14 protein-coding genes and 4 pseudogenes are annotated in these 16,487 nt (G+C 59.4%); 6 read left to right on the top strand and 12 right to left on the bottom strand.

The genetic code is table 11. The features are described from left to right. Positions 1-8: 8 nt before the first annotated feature. Positions 9-404 (top strand): hypothetical protein, encoded by a 396-nt coding sequence (locus FHT93_RS33205; RefSeq protein ID WP_112971461.1) that lies wholly within the window; start codon positions 9-11, stop codon positions 402-404. A gap of 349 nt (positions 405-753) precedes the next feature. Then, positions 754-1,329 carry a threonine transporter RhtB gene (locus FHT93_RS33200; protein WP_113015212.1) on the top strand — a complete coding sequence of 192 codons (576 nt, stop codon included), beginning with the start codon at positions 754-756 and terminating at the stop codon, positions 1,327-1,329. Positions 1,330-1,967: 638 nt separating this feature from the next. On the opposite strand, the gene FHT93_RS33195 is transcribed toward FHT93_RS33200, so the two are convergent. Then, the gene (locus FHT93_RS33195) at positions 1,968-2,342 is read right to left on the bottom strand and encodes a VOC family protein (RefSeq protein WP_112547013.1); all 375 of its coding nucleotides are present in this window, start codon (positions 2,340-2,342) and stop codon (positions 1,968-1,970) included. Between the two features lie 44 nt (positions 2,343-2,386). After that, positions 2,387-2,512, bottom strand: a pseudogene (locus FHT93_RS35780) (AraC family transcriptional regulator); the annotation flags it as partial. Positions 2,513-2,661: 149 nt separating this feature from the next. On the opposite strand from FHT93_RS35780, the gene FHT93_RS33190 reads away from it, so the two are divergent. Continuing rightward, positions 2,662-2,916 (top strand): hypothetical protein, encoded by a 255-nt coding sequence (locus tag FHT93_RS33190; protein WP_112547014.1) that lies wholly within the window; start codon positions 2,662-2,664, stop codon positions 2,914-2,916. A 294-nt stretch (positions 2,917-3,210) separates the two neighbouring features. Here FHT93_RS33190 and FHT93_RS33185 read toward each other — a convergent pair whose 3' ends face one another. The 8 genes and pseudogenes from FHT93_RS33185 to FHT93_RS33150 all read right to left on the bottom strand — a co-directional run bounded on the left by FHT93_RS33185 (position 3,211) and on the right by FHT93_RS33150 (position 12,432). Continuing rightward, positions 3,211-3,522 carry a hypothetical protein gene (locus FHT93_RS33185; RefSeq protein ID WP_162728545.1) on the bottom strand — a complete coding sequence of 104 codons (312 nt, stop codon included), beginning with the start codon at positions 3,520-3,522 and terminating at the stop codon, positions 3,211-3,213. A gap of 51 nt (positions 3,523-3,573) precedes the next feature. Continuing rightward, positions 3,574-3,884, bottom strand: a pseudogene (locus tag FHT93_RS33180) (ThuA domain-containing protein); the annotation flags it as partial. A gap of 11 nt (positions 3,885-3,895) precedes the next feature. After that, positions 3,896-5,953, bottom strand: coding sequence for an aldo/keto reductase (locus tag FHT93_RS33175; protein WP_113015215.1), 2,058 nt, complete (start codon positions 5,951-5,953; stop codon positions 3,896-3,898). A gap of 48 nt (positions 5,954-6,001) precedes the next feature. Further along, positions 6,002-8,140 carry a beta-galactosidase gene (locus FHT93_RS33170; RefSeq protein ID WP_183851259.1) on the bottom strand — a complete coding sequence of 713 codons (2,139 nt, stop codon included), beginning with the start codon at positions 8,138-8,140 and terminating at the stop codon, positions 6,002-6,004. A 17-nt stretch (positions 8,141-8,157) separates the two neighbouring features. After that, positions 8,158-9,300 (bottom strand): ABC transporter ATP-binding protein, encoded by a 1,143-nt coding sequence (locus tag FHT93_RS33165; protein ID WP_183851258.1) that lies wholly within the window; start codon positions 9,298-9,300, stop codon positions 8,158-8,160. Positions 9,301-9,352: 52 nt separating this feature from the next. Further along, complete coding sequence (locus FHT93_RS33160; RefSeq protein ID WP_113204067.1) at positions 9,353-10,204, bottom strand: carbohydrate ABC transporter permease; 852 nt, start codon at positions 10,202-10,204, stop codon at positions 9,353-9,355. Next, positions 10,204-11,088 (bottom strand): sugar ABC transporter permease, encoded by an 885-nt coding sequence (locus tag FHT93_RS33155; RefSeq protein WP_183851257.1) that lies wholly within the window; start codon positions 11,086-11,088, stop codon positions 10,204-10,206. The genes FHT93_RS33160 and FHT93_RS33155 overlap by 1 nt, the downstream gene beginning before the upstream one ends. A gap of 69 nt (positions 11,089-11,157) precedes the next feature. After that, positions 11,158-12,432: an ABC transporter substrate-binding protein gene (locus tag FHT93_RS33150; protein WP_183851256.1), complete on the bottom strand. Its 1,275-nt coding sequence runs from the start codon at positions 12,430-12,432 to the stop codon at positions 11,158-11,160. A gap of 172 nt (positions 12,433-12,604) precedes the next feature. Here FHT93_RS33150 and FHT93_RS33145 point away from each other — a divergent pair, with 172 nt between their 5' ends. From FHT93_RS33145 to FHT93_RS35775, 3 genes and pseudogenes are all read left to right on the top strand, one after another. Next, positions 12,605-13,813: an ROK family transcriptional regulator gene (locus FHT93_RS33145; protein WP_112547023.1), complete on the top strand. Its 1,209-nt coding sequence runs from the start codon at positions 12,605-12,607 to the stop codon at positions 13,811-13,813. Positions 13,814-14,021: 208 nt separating this feature from the next. After that, positions 14,022-14,345, top strand: a complete 324-nt coding sequence (locus tag FHT93_RS33140; protein ID WP_183851255.1) for a hypothetical protein — start codon at positions 14,022-14,024, stop codon at positions 14,343-14,345. After that, positions 14,338-14,565: pseudogene (locus FHT93_RS35775) on the top strand (DnaJ domain-containing protein); the annotation flags it as partial. The gene FHT93_RS33140 and the pseudogene FHT93_RS35775, both read left to right, overlap by 8 nt. Positions 14,566-14,681: 116 nt before the next feature. Here FHT93_RS35775 and FHT93_RS33135 read toward each other — a convergent pair. Together FHT93_RS33135 and FHT93_RS33130 are read right to left on the bottom strand one after the other, a co-directional pair. Next, the gene (locus tag FHT93_RS33135; protein WP_183851254.1) at positions 14,682-15,827 is read right to left on the bottom strand and encodes a hypothetical protein; all 1,146 of its coding nucleotides are present in this window, start codon (positions 15,825-15,827) and stop codon (positions 14,682-14,684) included. A gap of 139 nt (positions 15,828-15,966) precedes the next feature. Then, positions 15,967-16,460, bottom strand: a pseudogene (locus FHT93_RS33130) (LysR family substrate-binding domain-containing protein); the annotation flags it as partial. Positions 16,461-16,487: the final 27 nt, after the last annotated feature.

Below are 16,487 nucleotides of genomic sequence, written 5' to 3'. Positions count from 1 at the left end.
AGCGCATGATGGACTACGCGATCATCTCGGCTCGGTTCGACGACGCAGAAAAATGCGGTCGAATCGATCTTCAAATCGCGAACCAGATCAGGCAGTTGATCGTCACCAGGCGATCGCTGCTGAGTGTTGCATCGCCACCGCGCGCGACCGAGGCGCGGCTTTTCCAGTTCCAGCATAACTTTTGCGAAATTGCGCTCGCCTATGGCAAATGCGACCGGAGGCGGACGGAAACGCTGGTCGTCACAGCAACCGACGTAAGGCGCTGGCGCCGCGGTCATTCACAGTCAGAACCGCTGTGGACGTGGCATGATGTCGGCACCATCACCCCCGTTCCCCGCCCGACCGAACCTACACCCCGGCTACGCGCTTCGGCCGAAAAGCGCGAACGCTTCGTGGGCGCATAGTTTCCCGAGACGGCCTCGTCCTGATCGCGCGATATCGCGAAGCTCGGTCTCGAGCAGTTCTCATTCGTTCGCGCGGTTGCGATTGAGACATGGCGCCTTTGAAAGATCGTCAGAGATGCAGAACGTGTCTTCGGGTGCTTGATAGATCTCTCTTAGGAGCATCGCTGGAGAAGCTGCTCGGCAAAACGGGGAGCGCATGTGCCTGCATGACCGGCGAAATGCTATCGCCCTCTGGGAGCTCGTCCTCGATCAACCTCGATCCACCCGGAGCGGTCCTCGAACTGATACAGATCAAAACGATCCGTCAGAATCCATGAGAAAGGGTTTAGACAATCGAGGACCGGATCTGATGAACCTGCCTACATTCGCACTCGCCGTCTTATCGCTGTTGATCCTCCCCGGCCCAACCAATGCGGTTCTCGCCTTGGCGTCGACAGCCCTAACGTTCCGGCGGTTCCTATCGCTTATCTCTGCAGTCTTGCTCGCTTACCTCGCAATCATCGTTCCGGTGTCAGGGATCGCCGCTCCGCTCCTTCATGGCCATCCGACCATTGCCAGCATCGTCAAGCTGATTTCGGCGATCTGGGTTCTTTATCTTGCGCTCAAGCTATGGGCTCCGGCACGATCGGGCGGCCGTAACAGGCTCAGCCTCGGTCCACTCTTCATCACCACGCTGCTCAATCCGAAGGCCGTCATTATCGGCCTCTCCCTCGTGCCCGCTGTCCAAGCCGGCGTACCTGCCGTAATGGCAACATTCGCCTGCTGCGTGGTGGTGACCTCAGCGATCTGGCTAGGCCTTGGCAGTCTCATTGTTGGACACCATGCGCAGATGCCAACACTTGCGCGGCAGTTTGGTTGCGCAGCATTGGTTGCCTTCGCCGTGATCCTTGCCGTCGGCGCCTTATTGGACCTGAGAGCGATCTGAGTTTTTCAGGGCGATATCAGAAACACCGCAGTCGGTTGCGAGGTTTGACATCTTGGTCGGCGATTAGACGGACTGCCCTATCCTGTCATCAGCGGCGAAGAGCAGCAGGACTTCTTGCGCAAATGGCAGAAGGGACAAGCTGACGGCAATCGGCCCATCCTATCCGACCTGCCAGTGGCGGACAGCGATCCTCGGCGCTCTTGATGTGCTCGACGGCAAACAGGTGCCGGGTCCAGAATGGATCCTGCCTCAGCCGGCGATCACGCAGGAGACGCTGGCAAGCTATATCGACGAGCGCATGCCGCCGTTAGATTCCAGGCTTTGCGGCTGCCAGGACCTGCCTGGCTATCCGGAGCTTTGGGGTGGCAAGAAATAGGTTGTGAACGACAGCAGCCCCGGCGGAAACGCCGGGGTATCCCGCATTGGCCGGCGTCGCCGGCGGTAATGAGGAGTTTTCCATGCGGCAACCGACAATTGCGCCAGTCAGAGGTTCTGGGGTTGTGGCTGAAAGAATCGGCTCCAGGTCGTCCACCTCTGCGGCCAAAAGCGGAACCCGGCACAAAACGGCCCGGAGCTGAAGCTGCGCGCCTGCCCGCCTCCAACAATCAATCGCTGTCCACCAGACGATGCACGGCCTGTCATTTCGCCGGTTGAGACCTCGCACTCAGCTTGTTGCCGTCAGGATCGCGAAGATATGCCACGAATGCCCCGTTCGGACGCTCCGAAGGTGGGCTCTCTATTGCCGTGCCTCCATGCGCGGTACCGGCAGCATGCCACGCTAGAACGTGGTCGCGGCTCGCGGCGACGATACCGATCGTTCCACCATTGGCCGCGGTCGCAGGCTTCCCATCGATCGGTTTCGTGATCATCAGCCGGCCGCCTTCGTGTGCATAGATCAGCCGCCCTCTCGCATCCATCTCGCCGGGCTTGCCGCCTAACGCCGCGAACGTCGCGTCGTAGAAGCTTCTGGCCCGCTCCAAGTCGTTGCTGCCGATCATGACGTGCGTGAACATGCTTCATCTCCTGTGGGATGCTTGTGTAATCTGATTCCTGCCTGTTATCGGTCGAAGTTTCTTAAATATTTTGCTGGCGACGCGCCGAGCGCTTTCTTGACCGTGGTGATAAACGCAGAGATGGATTCGTACCCGAGGTCGGCAGATACCTGCTGAACCGTCGAAGGCGCCTTCTTCTGCGGCAAATTCAGCTTCGACCTTGTAGGGTGGCAGGCTCTCCTGATTGCGGACTTGATAAGCGTTAACCTTTCATTAACCATAGCTCCCTAGCTTCCGGAAAGAGAAGCAAGAATGTCCGGCAATTTTCGAGGAGGACGCCATGTCGCTCGTGACGGTGCCAGGTAAAATTCGCTTGTATGGCGGTCATGCCATTCTGATCATGACGGAAGGAAACCTACATCAGGCCGTTTGCATCACCGACGATGCTATGCCTGCCGGTGAAGGCGACATCATGCAAGGCCTCCTTCAGTGCCTTCAAGTCTATGAGGGCATCGCCGATCGCAAGTTCTCGGACGGTGAACTGGCCTATGATGGACGGGTGTGGATTACGTCATCCGATATCACCCCGCATTAAGCAATCGTAACACCCGTGGCCATGCCGAACGATTCGTCAGAGCCGCAGCGTCCACGAGGTTGGCAGCTTTAGGCCGATGGCGGCGATGGTCGACAACCTGTTACGTGGGCACTCGCATGAAATTAGTAACCAGTGGATCGTCCCGATGAGTAAAGGGAAGCCGGAGCTTCGCCGCCAGCGCTCCGGCTAGTCAGGTCTTGCCGCTTCCGCCATTGCTGCGACGAATATCGTTCCATCACCCTTTCTCCACGAAAGTTAGGTCAACGACCCCCGGCGTTTTGTTCGACGATTTCCTCACGACAATGCCGAGTTTCCGTGCAAGCTTGCTTCGAAAAGCATCGATGGCGGATCCACTTCACCCAGGATCCGGATAACCCGCTCGCAATAGCTCGGCCCTGCGAGCGTCAGCTCTATCCGCCTTGGGCCGGCGTCATTATCGGCGGCGCGCGTTGGACCCGGTACCGGCCTATCGCGCGAAATCTCTGTCTTCGGCGTGATAGTGAGCGAGCTGCCGGCAAGCGCGACATCAAAACCCGTCGCTTCGGCTGCCGCGCCGGTGAACTTTGCAGTCAGCGCATCATCACTCCCCGACAATTTTACAGACACTGTACCGCCATCGTTTTTCGCAACTGAGATGTCACGTTCGTTGAGCGCAGCACCGTCAATGAACTGGTATTCCGTTAATTCACGGAAGCTGTCTCCCGCTCCGCCATGGTATCCAACAAGGCCGACACCCCCCTCAATTGCGCTCGATAGGCGGGAGCAACCTCGTCCTTTTCGATCTTCGACATGATGATGATCGGGACGACCAGGCTGAAATCATACATCGCTTCGCTGGCAAAGACGCTTGTCGCCGTTTCGACAGCGACCGAAAATCCTTCACCTTCCAACATGTCCTTGACGATTGCAGCGCATTGCTCCGGCTCATGCCCGATCCAGCCGTCCCAAACGATAAGTGCTTCGCGCATCGTAGAACTCCTCAGTGAGCGGCCCGGCCGATGCCTTGCATTGCTTCCGCGGTCGCGTCCCCAGCCCCATCTTCCAGCCACCGCACTTCTTCGGGGGACAGTTGGATGGCGGAGGCTGCAAGGCTGTGGCGAAGCTCTGCGAGGCTCGCCGGCCCAATCAGGGGAATGACCGGCCAGGGTTGATTGAGGACATAGGCGAGCGCGATCTGGATCGGATCCTTGCCGAGACGCCTCCCGAGATCTTCTGCGCGGCCCTTACGCTGAAAATTCAGGTCGGAATACCAGGCGCGAGCGAGGTCCCGATCGTCGAATTTCTGTGGCCCGGACCTGTCCGTAAAGAAGCCGCGTGCCTGGCTCGACCAGGCAAAGTTTGTGACCCGTCGCTGTCTCAACCAGCTCTTCCAGCCGGCGTCGGAAGAAGCGATGCAACCCGCCCAGACCGGATCGACCATCTCGGCCAGCGAGAAGTTGTTGGACAGCACGCTTGGTCTGGTCTTGCCTGTGCGTTCGGCATAGGCGATCGCCTCGTCCATGCGCTCCCGCGTCCAGTTCGATCCGCCGATCGGCCCGCGAATGCGCCCGGCCCTCACCTCCGCATCCATGGCATCGACGAACTCGCCGACAGGCACGTCGGGATTGTCGCGATGCATGAAATAGACGTCGACATGGTCAGTCTGCATCCGCTCCAGGCTCGTCGCCAACTGATTGGCGATCACGTCGGGATAGCAGAGCGGCGAATGCGCCCCCTTTTCGATGATCACTACCTGATCCCTCACGCCTCTGCTGCGAACCCATTCGCCAATCAGCCGGTCCTGCGTGCCGCCCCCATACTGGAAGGCGGAGTCGATGAGATTGCCGCCGGCTTCGAAGAATGCATCGAGAGCGATCGAGGCTGCCGGGAAGGTCGAAAACAGCATCATGCCGAGAGCCAGCATCGATGTCTCCTTTTCCACCCCCTGAATATGTCCCCTTGGAACGATCACATCCTTGCGGCGGAGCTGTTCCCCGGTCAGTGTCCTCGTTCTGACGGCCGGCGTTTCCAGCGCATATTCAAGCCCGATGGCGGCGCGCCACTTGTCCATGACCTTGAGATTGCCGAGCGTGTCGGCAGCCGACATGCCTGGATAGGCGAATTCGCGTCGCCCTGCGCGGATCGCCTCGGCCGCCGCATCCACCTCGAAACTGTAGACGTGCCGCGGCTCGTCGACGTCAATGTCCTGCCGTTTTCCAGCTGCATCGAAGAGCCTGATGACCGCAGTGCCGCCCTGCTTGCCGGCGGCAAACCAGAAATGATCGATCTCGATCGATCCGGCAGTCCCGAAGATCCGCAGCACGTTGTCCTGGATAAGCGAGACCGAGCAGGCAACTTCAGCAATGATGCCGTTCGGGAAACGCAGGATGGCCGCACTCCATTCGTCGATGCCGGTTGAGCCGAGATGCCCGACGCCGAAGACCTGGTCCGGCTCGAGGATGCCGCCCGCCTCGTGGATGCCGGCGATCAGCCTTGCCATCGAGACGGGATAGCCGCCGACATCGAGAATGCCGCCACCGGCAAGATCATTGGCAAACAACCGGTGCTCCTGTTCGAACGGCTTGGCAAAACCGAAGCTCGACTTGATCATGCGGACATCGCCGATCGCCTTGGCCTTGAGAAGCTCGATCAGCTTCAGCGTCAACGGGTGCAGCCTGTACATATAGGCTTCGCCGAGGAAGGTACCGGCCTCGCGCGCGGCCGTCTGCATGGCTTCCGCCTCTGCTGCCGACAGGCCGATCGGCTTCTCGCAGAGCACATGTTTTCCGGCCCTTGCTGCCTTGATTGCCCATTCCGCATGCGTCGGATGCGGCGACGCAATATAGACCGCATCGATTTCCCCGTCTGCTAGGAGCGCCTCGTAGCCCTCAAGTATCCGTGCACCGGGGAAGCGCTCGGCGAGGCCTGCTCGACCAGGGTTGCGGGTGGCGATTGCATCCACCCGGCCTGTCCTCGATTGCGCGACACCTGCAAAGAAGTCGCCAGCGATCCTGCCGGGGCCAAGGATGCCCCAGCGAATTCTATCCATATCGGTCATCTCGTATTCCTAACCTTCAGGTCGGTTGGCGTTGGCAGCGCGGTATGTCTAGGAAAGCTGGACCACGGCGCAGCCGTAGCCATCGAGTGAGAGGTGACCATCGACCGGTTTGCCGGCATCGAGCAGATCGACCCCGGCCGTAACATGTGACAGGACGGTCGGCTTGTCCGTGTAATTCTGGATGAAGAGGAGCCGGCGATCTGCGTTCATCCGCATCGTGACTTCGACGCCTTCCGGCAGGTCGGCGATCAGCGGTTCGATACCGGCCTCGCCAAACAGGCGCTCCGATAGTGCCTCGGTCAGGTCCGGCGTGAGATAGGTGCCGAGATAGACGACCCGGCCTTTGCCGACGGTTTTCGAGGTTGCCATCGCCATTCCGTCGGCGTAGCGGTTGGACCAGACCGCGATCGTCTCGACGCCGGCGTCGACGGTCAGGTTTTCGTAGAAATAACCGGCCGTCAGTTCACGATTGCCGATTTTGAAGCGACGTTCGCGGCGATGGGATTCCGCGGGTCTGTTCGGAGGCACGACCAGACCGCCGGAGCGCTCCATGACGTCGAAGAGGCCCTTCGCTCCGGGCGCGGCAAGCCGTCCGAAATCCTCCACCTGCACACCCGTCAGTTTCGAAAGCGAAGTTCCAGGTGCGGTCTGCCTGATGACGTGATTGTTCTCGTCGCGCGTTCCCGTGCGGGCGCCGACCACGACGGTACCGCCCTTCTCCGCAAAGGCCTTCAGCCGCTCGGTCCATTCGTCCTTCCACATGACCCAGTGCGGCACATAGAGAAGCTTCAGCTTCGAAAGATCGTCTTCCGGATGGATGAAGCCGCAGGCAATGCCGCGATCATAGCAATACTGGTGAAGCAGGACCGCATCGTCCTGCGGGCTCGGCAAACCGATCGGATAGGTCTTGTGGGCCTCCTGGTTGTCGAAATCCGACCCGGCGATTCCGACGTCCATGCGCACATAGGTACCGAGGATCTTGTCCTGCAGCGCCGTCATCTCGGTGGCGAACTGTTTCGCCTCCTCGTAGCGGTGGCGCGGGACGTCGTCGTGATCGATGATACCCATCCAGTAGATCTCAGCGCCGAAATGGGCGGGACGCCAGCGGAAGAACATCAAGCCGTCCGCACCGCGGGCAACCGAAGACATCGCCATGCGCCGCATCTCTCCAGGTTCCGGCGTCAGCGTGCAGAAGCCCGGCTGGCTGCCGAAGTTCGACTGCTGTTCGGGCACGATGTAGTTGCCCGAAAATCCGCGGCAGATGTCGAGATGAAGCGCCTGGACCTTGGCGTGATTGCCGATGCGCTGGAACTCGTCATAGAGTAGCGGATAGATGTCGTAGCCGACGAAATCCAGATCAGTGGTGAACTGTCCGCGAAAATCGATGTCGCGCAGGCCTCCAAGGTTGTGGAAGACGAACCAAGACGATTTGACGGCGCGTAGGATCTCGACCTGGTCGTGCTGGAAGCGGGCCGTCGAAAAGGCGAGGAAACGATGGTAGTCCTGGAGATGGCCGGGGCTTGGAAAGGTCGGCCCGAATTCGATCGGCAGCACAACCTGGTCGAAACCCTGATAGGCAGTTGCCCAGAAATCTCCGCCCCAGGCGTGATTGAGCTTGTCGATCGTGCCGTATTTGTCGGAAAGATATGCTTGGAATTCGCTGAGCGTCGCCTTTGAGAAACTCTCCGGCATGCTCGTGTTAAGCTCGTTGTCGGTCTGCCAACCGACGACATGGGGATTGTCGCGATAGTGTTCGGACATTGCCCTCGTGATGCGGCGGCTATGCTCGCGAAACACCGGGCTTGCCGTATCGCAATGCTGGCGCGACCCGTGGCTCATTGACCGCCCCTTCCCGTCCACGCGCAGGATCTCGGGATGGGCGGCCGTCAGCCAGCGTGGCGGGGTCGCCGTCGGCGTGCACATGATCGTATCGATGCCGTGGCGCGCAAGACCGGCTATCGCCCGATCGAACAGGTCGAAATCGAAGCGCCCGAGTTCGGGTTCGAGAATATGCCAGGCGAATTCGGCCATTCGCACGACATTGAAGCCGGCCTTGGCCATGCGCTCGGCGTCGCGCTCCCAGTAGCTCTCGTCGACATGCTCGGGATAGTGAGGGGCGCCAACGAGGAATCGATCGGTCTTGACCGGGTTCCAGGCGGAAATTGTCGCAGATTTCTGTTCAGACACGGCGAGGATCCTGATTGCTATTTGTCGATGATTGCCTTGCGGGCGCTGATCGTGCGTCCGCCATCCGGCGCGAAGAGATAGAGTTCGGTCGGATCGAGCTTGAGCGTCACCGGCTGATCGGCCTTGAAGGGCGCGACATAGCTCAACTGAACCGTGATATTTCCCGTCCCGCTTTCCGAAGCGACGGTCCTGAGTTCGCCGGCATCCACGTAGAGGATCGTCTCCCGACCCAGATGCTCGACGAGACGCACCACGCCGTTCAAGGCCCCCGGCTGCCCGTCGGAGACCACGGAGATGGTTTCGGGACGGACACCGAGCGTCAGTTCCGTACCTTTCGCGAGCGTCGAGGGTTCCGACAGTTCGACTGTCAATGGTGCAAGGCCCGGCGCGGAAACGCGGATCTCGCGGCCCGACACGCCGTCGACCGTGACGGAAAGAAAGTTCATGCGCGGCGCCCCGAGGAAGCCCGCGACGAACAGATTGTCGGGATTGCGATAGAGCTGGAGAGGCGAGCCCACCTGCTCGATGATGCCCTGGTTCAAGACGACGATCCGGCTTGCCATCGTCATGGCCTCGACCTGGTCGTGGGTGACATAGACCATCGTTGCGCCGAGCTCGGCATGCAGGCTCGAAAGCTCTACACGCATCTGCGTGCGCAGCGCCGCATCAAGATTCGACAGTGGCTCGTCGAACAGGAACACCTCGGGCGAACGGGTGATCGCCCGTCCGATTGCAACACGCTGGCGCTGGCCGCCGGAGAGTTGCTTGGGGCGTTTGTCGAGCTGGTCGGTGATGCGCAGGATCCTGGCGGCGCGGGCCACCGCAGCGTCGATCTCCGCTTTCGGCCGCTTGGCCATACGGAGGCCGAAGCCCATATTCTCGGCGACCGTCATATGCGGATAGAGCGCATAAGACTGGAAGACCATGGCAATGCCGCGGTCGCCAGGTTCCTCGCGGCTGACGTCGCGTCCGTTGATGCGGATCTCGCCGGAGGTGATGCCTTCGAGACCGGCGATCGTCTTCAAGAGGGTCGACTTGCCGCAGCCCGACGGGCCGACCATGACGATGAACTCGCCTTCCTCCACCGAAAGATTGATGCCGCGCAAGGCGTGATAGGCGCCGTAATTCTTGTTTATCTGTCGCAGTTCGAGGCTGGTCATGCTTCCTGGCTCTCTGCTTTTCGAGATCTAAGGTGCGGGTTCGTGGAGGCAGTCATCCCTTGACCGCTCCCATCGTCAGGCCCGCGATGAAGTGGCGCTGCATCAGGAAGAACATCACGACCGGTGGCACGGCGACGACGATCGTTCCTGCCGAGATGAGGTTCCAGGCCGAGACCCATTCGCCGCGAAGATTGGCAAGGCCAGCCGTCACCGGCTTGACGGAATCGCTGACCGTCAGCACGACGGCCCAGAAATAATCGTTCCAGATGAAGGTGAAGAGCAGGATCGCGAGTGCTGCAAGTGCTGGGCGCACCAGCGGCACGGCGACATGGATGAGGGTCTGGAAGGGACTTGCGCCTTCAGCCCTTGCAGCCTGGAAGAGTTCATCGGGCAATGCGGCGATGAAATTGCGCATGAAGAGGGTGGCAAAACCCGTCTGGAAGGCGACGTGAAAGATGATCAGTGCCGTCGTCGTGTCGATCAGATCGAGCCTGACCATCAGATCGCGCACCGGGATCATCATGATCTGATGCGGCAGGAAGTTGCCACCGACGAAGAGCGCGAAGATCAGCATGTTGCCGGGAAATCGATATCGGGAAAGCACGAAGCCAGAGAGCGTGCTCAGGACGAGGACGCCGATAACCGAGGGGATCGTGATCGTCAGGCTGTTGATGAAATACTGTGCCATCGGCGTCTGGGTGAAGACGGCTTTATAGTTGTCGATCAGGCCGAACTCCGTCGGCCAGCCCCACAGGTTGCCGCCCATGACATCGCTCGTCGAGCGGAACGACGTCAGGATGATCGCAAAGAGCGGGCAGAGCCAGAGCAGAAGGACGACGAGGACGGCGAGGAAGTAGAAGCGGCGCTGCCAGACGGCCGTCTCCGGAATTGGACGAGGATACATCAGCCGCCCCTTTCTTCCGTGCGGACGATCCGCGACAGATACCAGATGATGAAGGCCCCCATGATCACGAAGAGGACCGATGCGATCGCCGCGCCATAGCCGAACCGGTAGGAAAAGATCGATTGCTCGAACATCTGATAGGCAAGCACCGATGAGGAGCCGAACGGTCCGCCGCGCGTCATCACCGACACCATGTCGAAGGAGCGAAGTGCGCCGACGACAGTGACCGCAATGGCGATGAAGGTTACCTGGGTCAGTTGCGGCAGGACGATATGCCAGAGCATGTTCCATCCCCTGGCGCCATCGACGCGCCCCGCACCGATCAGCTCTTCGCTCAGATTGTTGAGGCCGGCGAGATAGAGCACCATGCAGAAGGTGACCTGCGGCCAGAGCGCTGCGATGACGATCGCGAAGGTGACGAAATGTTCATCGGAAAGCACGGCGGGTGCGGTCGCTCCAAACGCCTTGAAGATCAGGGCAAGCAGCCCGAATTCCGGCGTATAGACCCACGTAAAGACGACGCCGACCGTCACCGAGGCGAGCACCAGCGGGATGAAGAACAGCGACTTCAGGAAGCGCATGCCGCGGATCTTCTGATTGACGAGCAGCGCGATGGCCAGCCCGAGCGGCGGTGCCGCCATGAACATGATGAGCCAGATCAGATTGTTCTTCAGCGACGTGTAGAATTGCGGGTCATTGTAGAGCTCGACGTAGTTGCCAAAGCCGATCCACGTCATCGGCCCCATCCCGTCCCAGTCATGCAGGCTTATCCAGAGACTGCGGACGGCCGACAGAAGAATGACCGTAAAAAACAGGAGGATCGCGGGAGCGATCAGCAAAGTCGGGGTGAGCCACCATCGCTGGCGGCGCCATAACATCAACATTGTCCAGAACCTCTAGAGGAAATGAGGGAGCGGAACCGCAATTCCGCTCCCCGGTCGTCGGGAGGAGAACTAGATCTTGTAGATACGCTTGCGCGTGCCTTCGAGGCGCTGCAGGATCGCCTGCCGACGCTCAGGCTTGGCCATGAATTCCTGGAAGCCGACGAGACCGGCCTGGGCCATATCAGGATCGCTGTCGCGGTCGTAATATTGCGAAGTGCCCTTCACCTGCTTCAGGGATTCCACTGCTGCATTGACCAGCGGATCCTTGCTTGGCGGCAGGTCGCTGCGCGGCGGCACATTGCCCCCCGGCTCCAGATAGGTCGCGAGATTTTCCGGCTTGTAGAAATAGGCGAGGAATTCACGCGCGCCCTGCTTGTTCTTGCCGTTTGCCGGGATGTGGACAGAGTTCAGCGAGAATTCCTCAAAGCGCGGAACGCTGGCGTCAAGCGTCGGGAATGGTGCGAAAGACAGCTGGGGCAGATCCGCCTCGGTGAAGGCCGCCCTCAGGAACGCTCCGAGATTCATCATCCCGGCCTTTTTCTGCGCAAGCAGGGCCGCAGCCTCCTGCCAGCCGAAGGACGTGTGGTTCGGCGTGAACACTTCCTTCTTGATCATCGCTTCCCACTGGTCAAAGACAGGCGTCAAGGCCGGATCGAGATAGCTCATCTGGCCGTCCATCAGCGCCATGTGCTTGTCGAGACCATTGATGCGCAGGTTCATCTGGTCGAACCAGCCGGCGGCAGGCCAGAGCTCCTTCGTACCGATGGCGATCGGCGTTAGGCCGGCGCCCTTCGCCTTATCGCAATAGGCGGAAAATTCATCTGCCGTCGTCGGCACCGTCAGTCCGTTCTGGTCGAAGACGTCCTTGCGATAGAACTGCCCCCAGAGCGTGCCACCGGTCGGCAGGCCATATTGCTTGTTGTCGACTGTGACGGCGCCGGTGCTGGCACCGAGCACGTCCTTGTACTTTTCCTTCTCGAACAGATCAGAAATGTCGTCGAAGAGGCCGCGCTTGACGAAGGCGCGCATGCGGTTGCCTGAAAACCAGAAGCAGACATCAGGCGCGCCGGCAGTCAGATAGTTGCGGATCGCGGTCTTGTGGGCCTCGTGGTCCATATTGTTGATGACGACCTTGGTCCCGGCCTGCTTGCCGAAGTCTTCTGCGATCTTTTTCAGGGCCTCGAGCGCCTTGCCGTTGCTTTCGGCCGAAATCACATTGATTTCCTGGGCCTGGGCAATGGCCGGAATCGGAAAACTGCCTGCGACCGCGGCGGCGGACATGACGCCGGCGCTCTTCAAAAAGGTTCGTCTTGTGGTCGATGTAAAATGCTTGGAAAATGCCATTGAATTCCTCCCAGTTGAGCTGATCAACACGTCCCGGCGTCCGTCCTCCAAAACGGAGACGCCGGGCATTCAACGTGCCGACCGCTTCATTCCGAGTTGATCGACAGGGCAAATTTATGCATAGATCAGACAGGGTCGCAATAGTTTATTTAAAAAATAAAGGAACTCTGCCGTGAAGCTCAAAAGTGACCAGACGACCGCCAGGGCCATGAACCGCCGTCTGATCCTGAACCTGCTCAGACAAGACGGGCCAAAGAGCCGCGCAGAACTCGCGACGATAACTCAGCTCAGTCCTGCCGCCGTTACGTTTGTTGTCGCAGATCTGATGGGAGAAGGTGTTGTCATCGAGGGAAAGGCAGTCTCCGGTTCTACCGGCCGTCGACCGACACCGGTGCAAATTGACTACGATCATGCGGTGGCGATCGGCTTTAAGCTGATGGCCGATACTGTGGAGTGCGTTGCAACTGATCTCGCGACAAACCCTATCGCCGCGATCCGCATCCCGATGCCAAGCAAGGCACCCGATGATGTCGCCGATCTACTGGCGGTGACGGTGCCGCGGCTGATCGGGCTTGCCGAACGCCCGCAAGCAAAAATCGCCGGCATCGGCATATCGATGCCGGGTGTCATCAATCACGAACAGACGATCTGCGTCAGAAGCCATCGGTTCAACTGGGACAACGTCCCCCTCGCCTCGCTGCTTGCCCGGCGAGTCAACGTCCCCGTCTGGCTGGAGGACGACACGAATGCCTATGCGATCGCCCAGCAGCTTTTCGGTCTTGGACGCCAGCATCGCAACATGGCGGTGCTGGCGGTCGGCGTCGGCATAAGCTGCGCCCTCGTCATCGAGGGAAAGCTCTATCGCGGTGCCAATGGCGCGGCCGGCAAATTTGGCCACACGCTTTTTGAAGAAAACGGGCGACTTTGCGAGTGTGGCAAGCGCGGCTGTCTGATGGCCTATCATTCCGAAGCATCGATCCTGCGACGATGGAAAGAGGCAAGAGGCGGAGGCGAGGACCTCGGCGCACCCGAATTGCGCCAGGCACTGGTTGCCGAGGATCCGGCCGCGGTTGCCATTGTCGGGGAGGCTGGCCGCGGGATCGGCACGGCGCTCGCAAACCTCGTCAACGTCACCGACCCGGAAGTGATTGTCGCTGGAGGCGAAGCGGTTTCGCTCGGAGAATATTTCCTGGCGCCGTTACGTGAAGCCTTTTCGCTGCGCACCTTTCGCAGCCCCCCTCCAATCCTTCCGGACTGGGAGGATAATTCGTGGGCGAGAGGTGCCGCTGCGCTCGTCACGCAGCGAATGTTCGACTTCGAGTCGTCCGGCGGCATTACCGGTATCGGCGAGAATGGATACGGACCAGCGCGGGCATCGTAGGGGAAAGTTCCCGAATGAGGACGGGCGATGATGCCCGTCTACATCTGCTGAGCGAGTTCGGCACGGTGGCCGCGATCAACGAGCGCCAGATATTATAGGAATCCGATTATGGATTCCCTGCAGCAGCCTAATAATGTCTTAATTTGTACTTTGACTTGTTGTTGTAGTCGCGGAAGACATATTTCGTTCATGGAGTTTTAGGGATTCAATGGGGACGATCATTCTTAAGCAAAGCGGCAGTAACTATTTTGGAGAGTTTGTCGATAATACTACTTTCACCGGCGGATCTTTTGATACTTCGCTCGTAATAGGTTCTTTCGACACATCGTTGGGACTTACTCTCGCCTTCGTCGGCGTCAACAAGGCCTTCTTCGACCATAGCGATATCCTGATCCAGCTCGCTCTTGGTCTGAGGAATGCAGCAGTTACCGTATTGGAAACGGCCGGCTTTTGCCGGCCGTTTCTGTGGGACGGGGCAGTCAGCCGCGCAGAGCCTCACGGCCAAAACGGCGCCTCAATCCGGCAAACTTGAGGTGCTGGAAGCAAAAGCATTCGAGACGCTAGGGCTCTCACCGGACCGGACGCGACGCCGGACGAAATCAAAAGTCGCTACAAGCAGAAACTCAAGATGCACGATCCCGAAGCAAACGACGGCGACCGCCTCCGAGGAAGCTCTCCAGGCTACAGTCGATGCCCATGAGATCCTGAAGCTGAATGGCTCGCCATCTGAACTGCCAGGACGGAGGGCTTAACGATGCCGCCGACTGATTGAGCGCGATGCGAACCGTGCAACCGTGGTGACGAGTGACGCGCCCGGTGAAGGCAAGCTCAGGAACAGGCATCCGTATATTTTGCGGTCTCATTGGCATCAGACAATGCCGGCCTCTGTCTTCGGCGTGATAATGAGCGAGCTGCCGGCAAGCTCGACATCAAAACCCGTCGCTTCGGCTGCCGCGCCGGTGAACTTTACAGTCACCGCATCATCACTCCCCGGAAATTTTACAGACACTGTACCGTCATCGTTTTTCGCAACCGAGATGTCACTTTCGCTCAGCGCAGCACCGTCAATCCCGTTACGTCGTATTTCGAGTGTCCCGTTGATTTCGACGAGGTCATAGCCATCGCCTTCGAACATATCGACGGTGGCCCGCCCTCCGGGTGTGTCAAGAATAAGATGATCGTTTCCTTTCCCCCCGGAGATATAGGTGGCAGTAGCAGCGATGTGTATCGTGTCGTCGCCGTGGCCGCCGTCGATGAATGCGGCGCTCAGGGATCGAATCGTCATGTCGTCGTCCCCTTCCCCGCCATCGACGTACCAAACCGTGTCCTGGGCCTCGACGAAGACTTTGTCATTGCCATCACCACCATCTGCGATGAACACATCGTTTTCGCTTCGAAGGTAGATCTCATCGTCGCCGTCTCCGCCTTCAGTGCGATTGATCCCGGACATGCCCCAGTCGATGCCTGATGCGTTCGATATGAAGATCCTATCGTTGCCCGATCCGCCTTCGGTGCGATCGACGCTTCCGTTACCGGAAATGACGAGGACGTCATCGCCCTCGCCACCTTCCGTTCGGTCAATCAGGCCATGACTACTGACGTTGATGATGTCCTTGCCCGCTTCGCCCCGAACGAGGTCCACGGACGGCACCAACATGCCGTCAGAAAAAGCGTATAGGCCCGACGTCTTGACGGTGATGCGATCGTCGCCGGCACCGGCCTGCACCGTGGCCCAGGCCGCCTCTACCGATATCGTGTCATTGCCGGAGCCGGTCTGGACCGACGCCTTTCCGCCATCGATACGCACTGTAACGTCGGCATTGCCGAGGGCATCGAGGATGATGCGCAAGAATCGTGTCTTGGTGTCGCCGATGGCGAGATCCAGCGCCAGATTCGGCAACGTTGTCGTCGACACGGCGATAGAGTCAGGGTCGCGATCGGTCGATGCCTGCAGGAGTTTCAAGGCATATTCCTGTTGGCTCGCAATCTTCGCATCAATCCGGTTGTCCATCATGTGTCGGCTCCATGTGCGATCAATCTGAAGATGTGGTGCTTCTTCTGGAGAATAAACCCCAGGTCGCTTGCTTGAAGCTGAATTCAACGACCGTTTGCGGCACGACGAACAGGCGCGTCTGCCAATCTTCTGACACCCCTCACCTGCCCGGCCGTGCGAGCGACCGGGCAATATCAATGATATCGTCGCGGCCGGCGGTCGGGTCCTCCCGGTTCCAGGCAACCCCGAGCCCGATCTTGAAATCGATGCCCTTCACCTTCTTGAACTCGCCCCCGGTTCGGCACATCCTGCGTCCATTCGGGCACCAAGCAGATGCCAAGACCGACCGAGACCAGCGACACCAGCGAGAAGGTGTCGTTGCAGGTGTAAGTGACATTGTCGGTCAGATCGTGTTCCTAGAGCACTTCCGCAAAATAGCGTTCGCTGTAGGAGAGGTTCTGACGGGAAAAGGAGATGATCTTCTCGCCTCAAATCCTCGAGATCGATCTCGCTCTTAAATGACAGCGGGCTCTCCTTGGCGACAGCCAACAGATAGCGCTCATAGGCAATCGAGAAGAAACGCAACGAGCCGATATTCTCCACCGGCCGGAAGAAGCCGAGATTGATGCGGCCCTCCTCGATATGGCGGATGAGCCTCTAGATGCGATTGGCAAAAAATCG

This window comes from Rhizobium sp. BK379 (genome assembly GCF_014193955.1).
Taxonomy (GTDB): domain Bacteria; phylum Pseudomonadota; class Alphaproteobacteria; order Rhizobiales; family Rhizobiaceae; genus Rhizobium.
The sequence above is the reverse complement of the archived record's forward strand: the minus strand, read 5'-3'. Positions and strand labels throughout refer to the sequence as shown.

What these genes read in the sequence shown, in the direction of transcription:
- FHT93_RS33205 (WP_112971461.1), top strand. Translation starts at nt 9, where the DNA reads ATGGACTACGCGATCATCTCGGCTCGGTTCGACGACGCAGAAAAATGC.
- FHT93_RS33200 (WP_113015212.1), top strand. Translation starts at nt 754, where the DNA reads ATGAACCTGCCTACATTCGCACTCGCCGTCTTATCGCTGTTGATCCTC.
- FHT93_RS33195 (WP_112547013.1), bottom strand. Translation starts at nt 2,342, where the DNA reads ATGTTCACGCACGTCATGATCGGCAGCAACGACTTGGAGCGGGCCAGA.
- FHT93_RS33190 (WP_112547014.1), top strand. Translation starts at nt 2,662, where the DNA reads ATGTCGCTCGTGACGGTGCCAGGTAAAATTCGCTTGTATGGCGGTCAT.
- FHT93_RS33175 (WP_113015215.1), bottom strand. Translation starts at nt 5,953, where the DNA reads ATGACCGATATGGATAGAATTCGCTGGGGCATCCTTGGCCCCGGCAGG.
- FHT93_RS33165 (WP_183851258.1), bottom strand. Translation starts at nt 9,300, where the DNA reads ATGACCAGCCTCGAACTGCGACAGATAAACAAGAATTACGGCGCCTAT.
- FHT93_RS33160 (WP_113204067.1), bottom strand. Translation starts at nt 10,204, where the DNA reads ATGTATCCTCGTCCAATTCCGGAGACGGCCGTCTGGCAGCGCCGCTTC.
- FHT93_RS33155 (WP_183851257.1), bottom strand. Translation starts at nt 11,088, where the DNA reads ATGTTGATGTTATGGCGCCGCCAGCGATGGTGGCTCACCCCGACTTTG.
- FHT93_RS33150 (WP_183851256.1), bottom strand. Translation starts at nt 12,432, where the DNA reads ATGGCATTTTCCAAGCATTTTACATCGACCACAAGACGAACCTTTTTG.
- FHT93_RS33140 (WP_183851255.1), top strand. Translation starts at nt 14,022, where the DNA reads ATGGGGACGATCATTCTTAAGCAAAGCGGCAGTAACTATTTTGGAGAG.
- FHT93_RS33135 (WP_183851254.1), bottom strand. Translation starts at nt 15,827, where the DNA reads ATGATGGACAACCGGATTGATGCGAAGATTGCGAGCCAACAGGAATAT.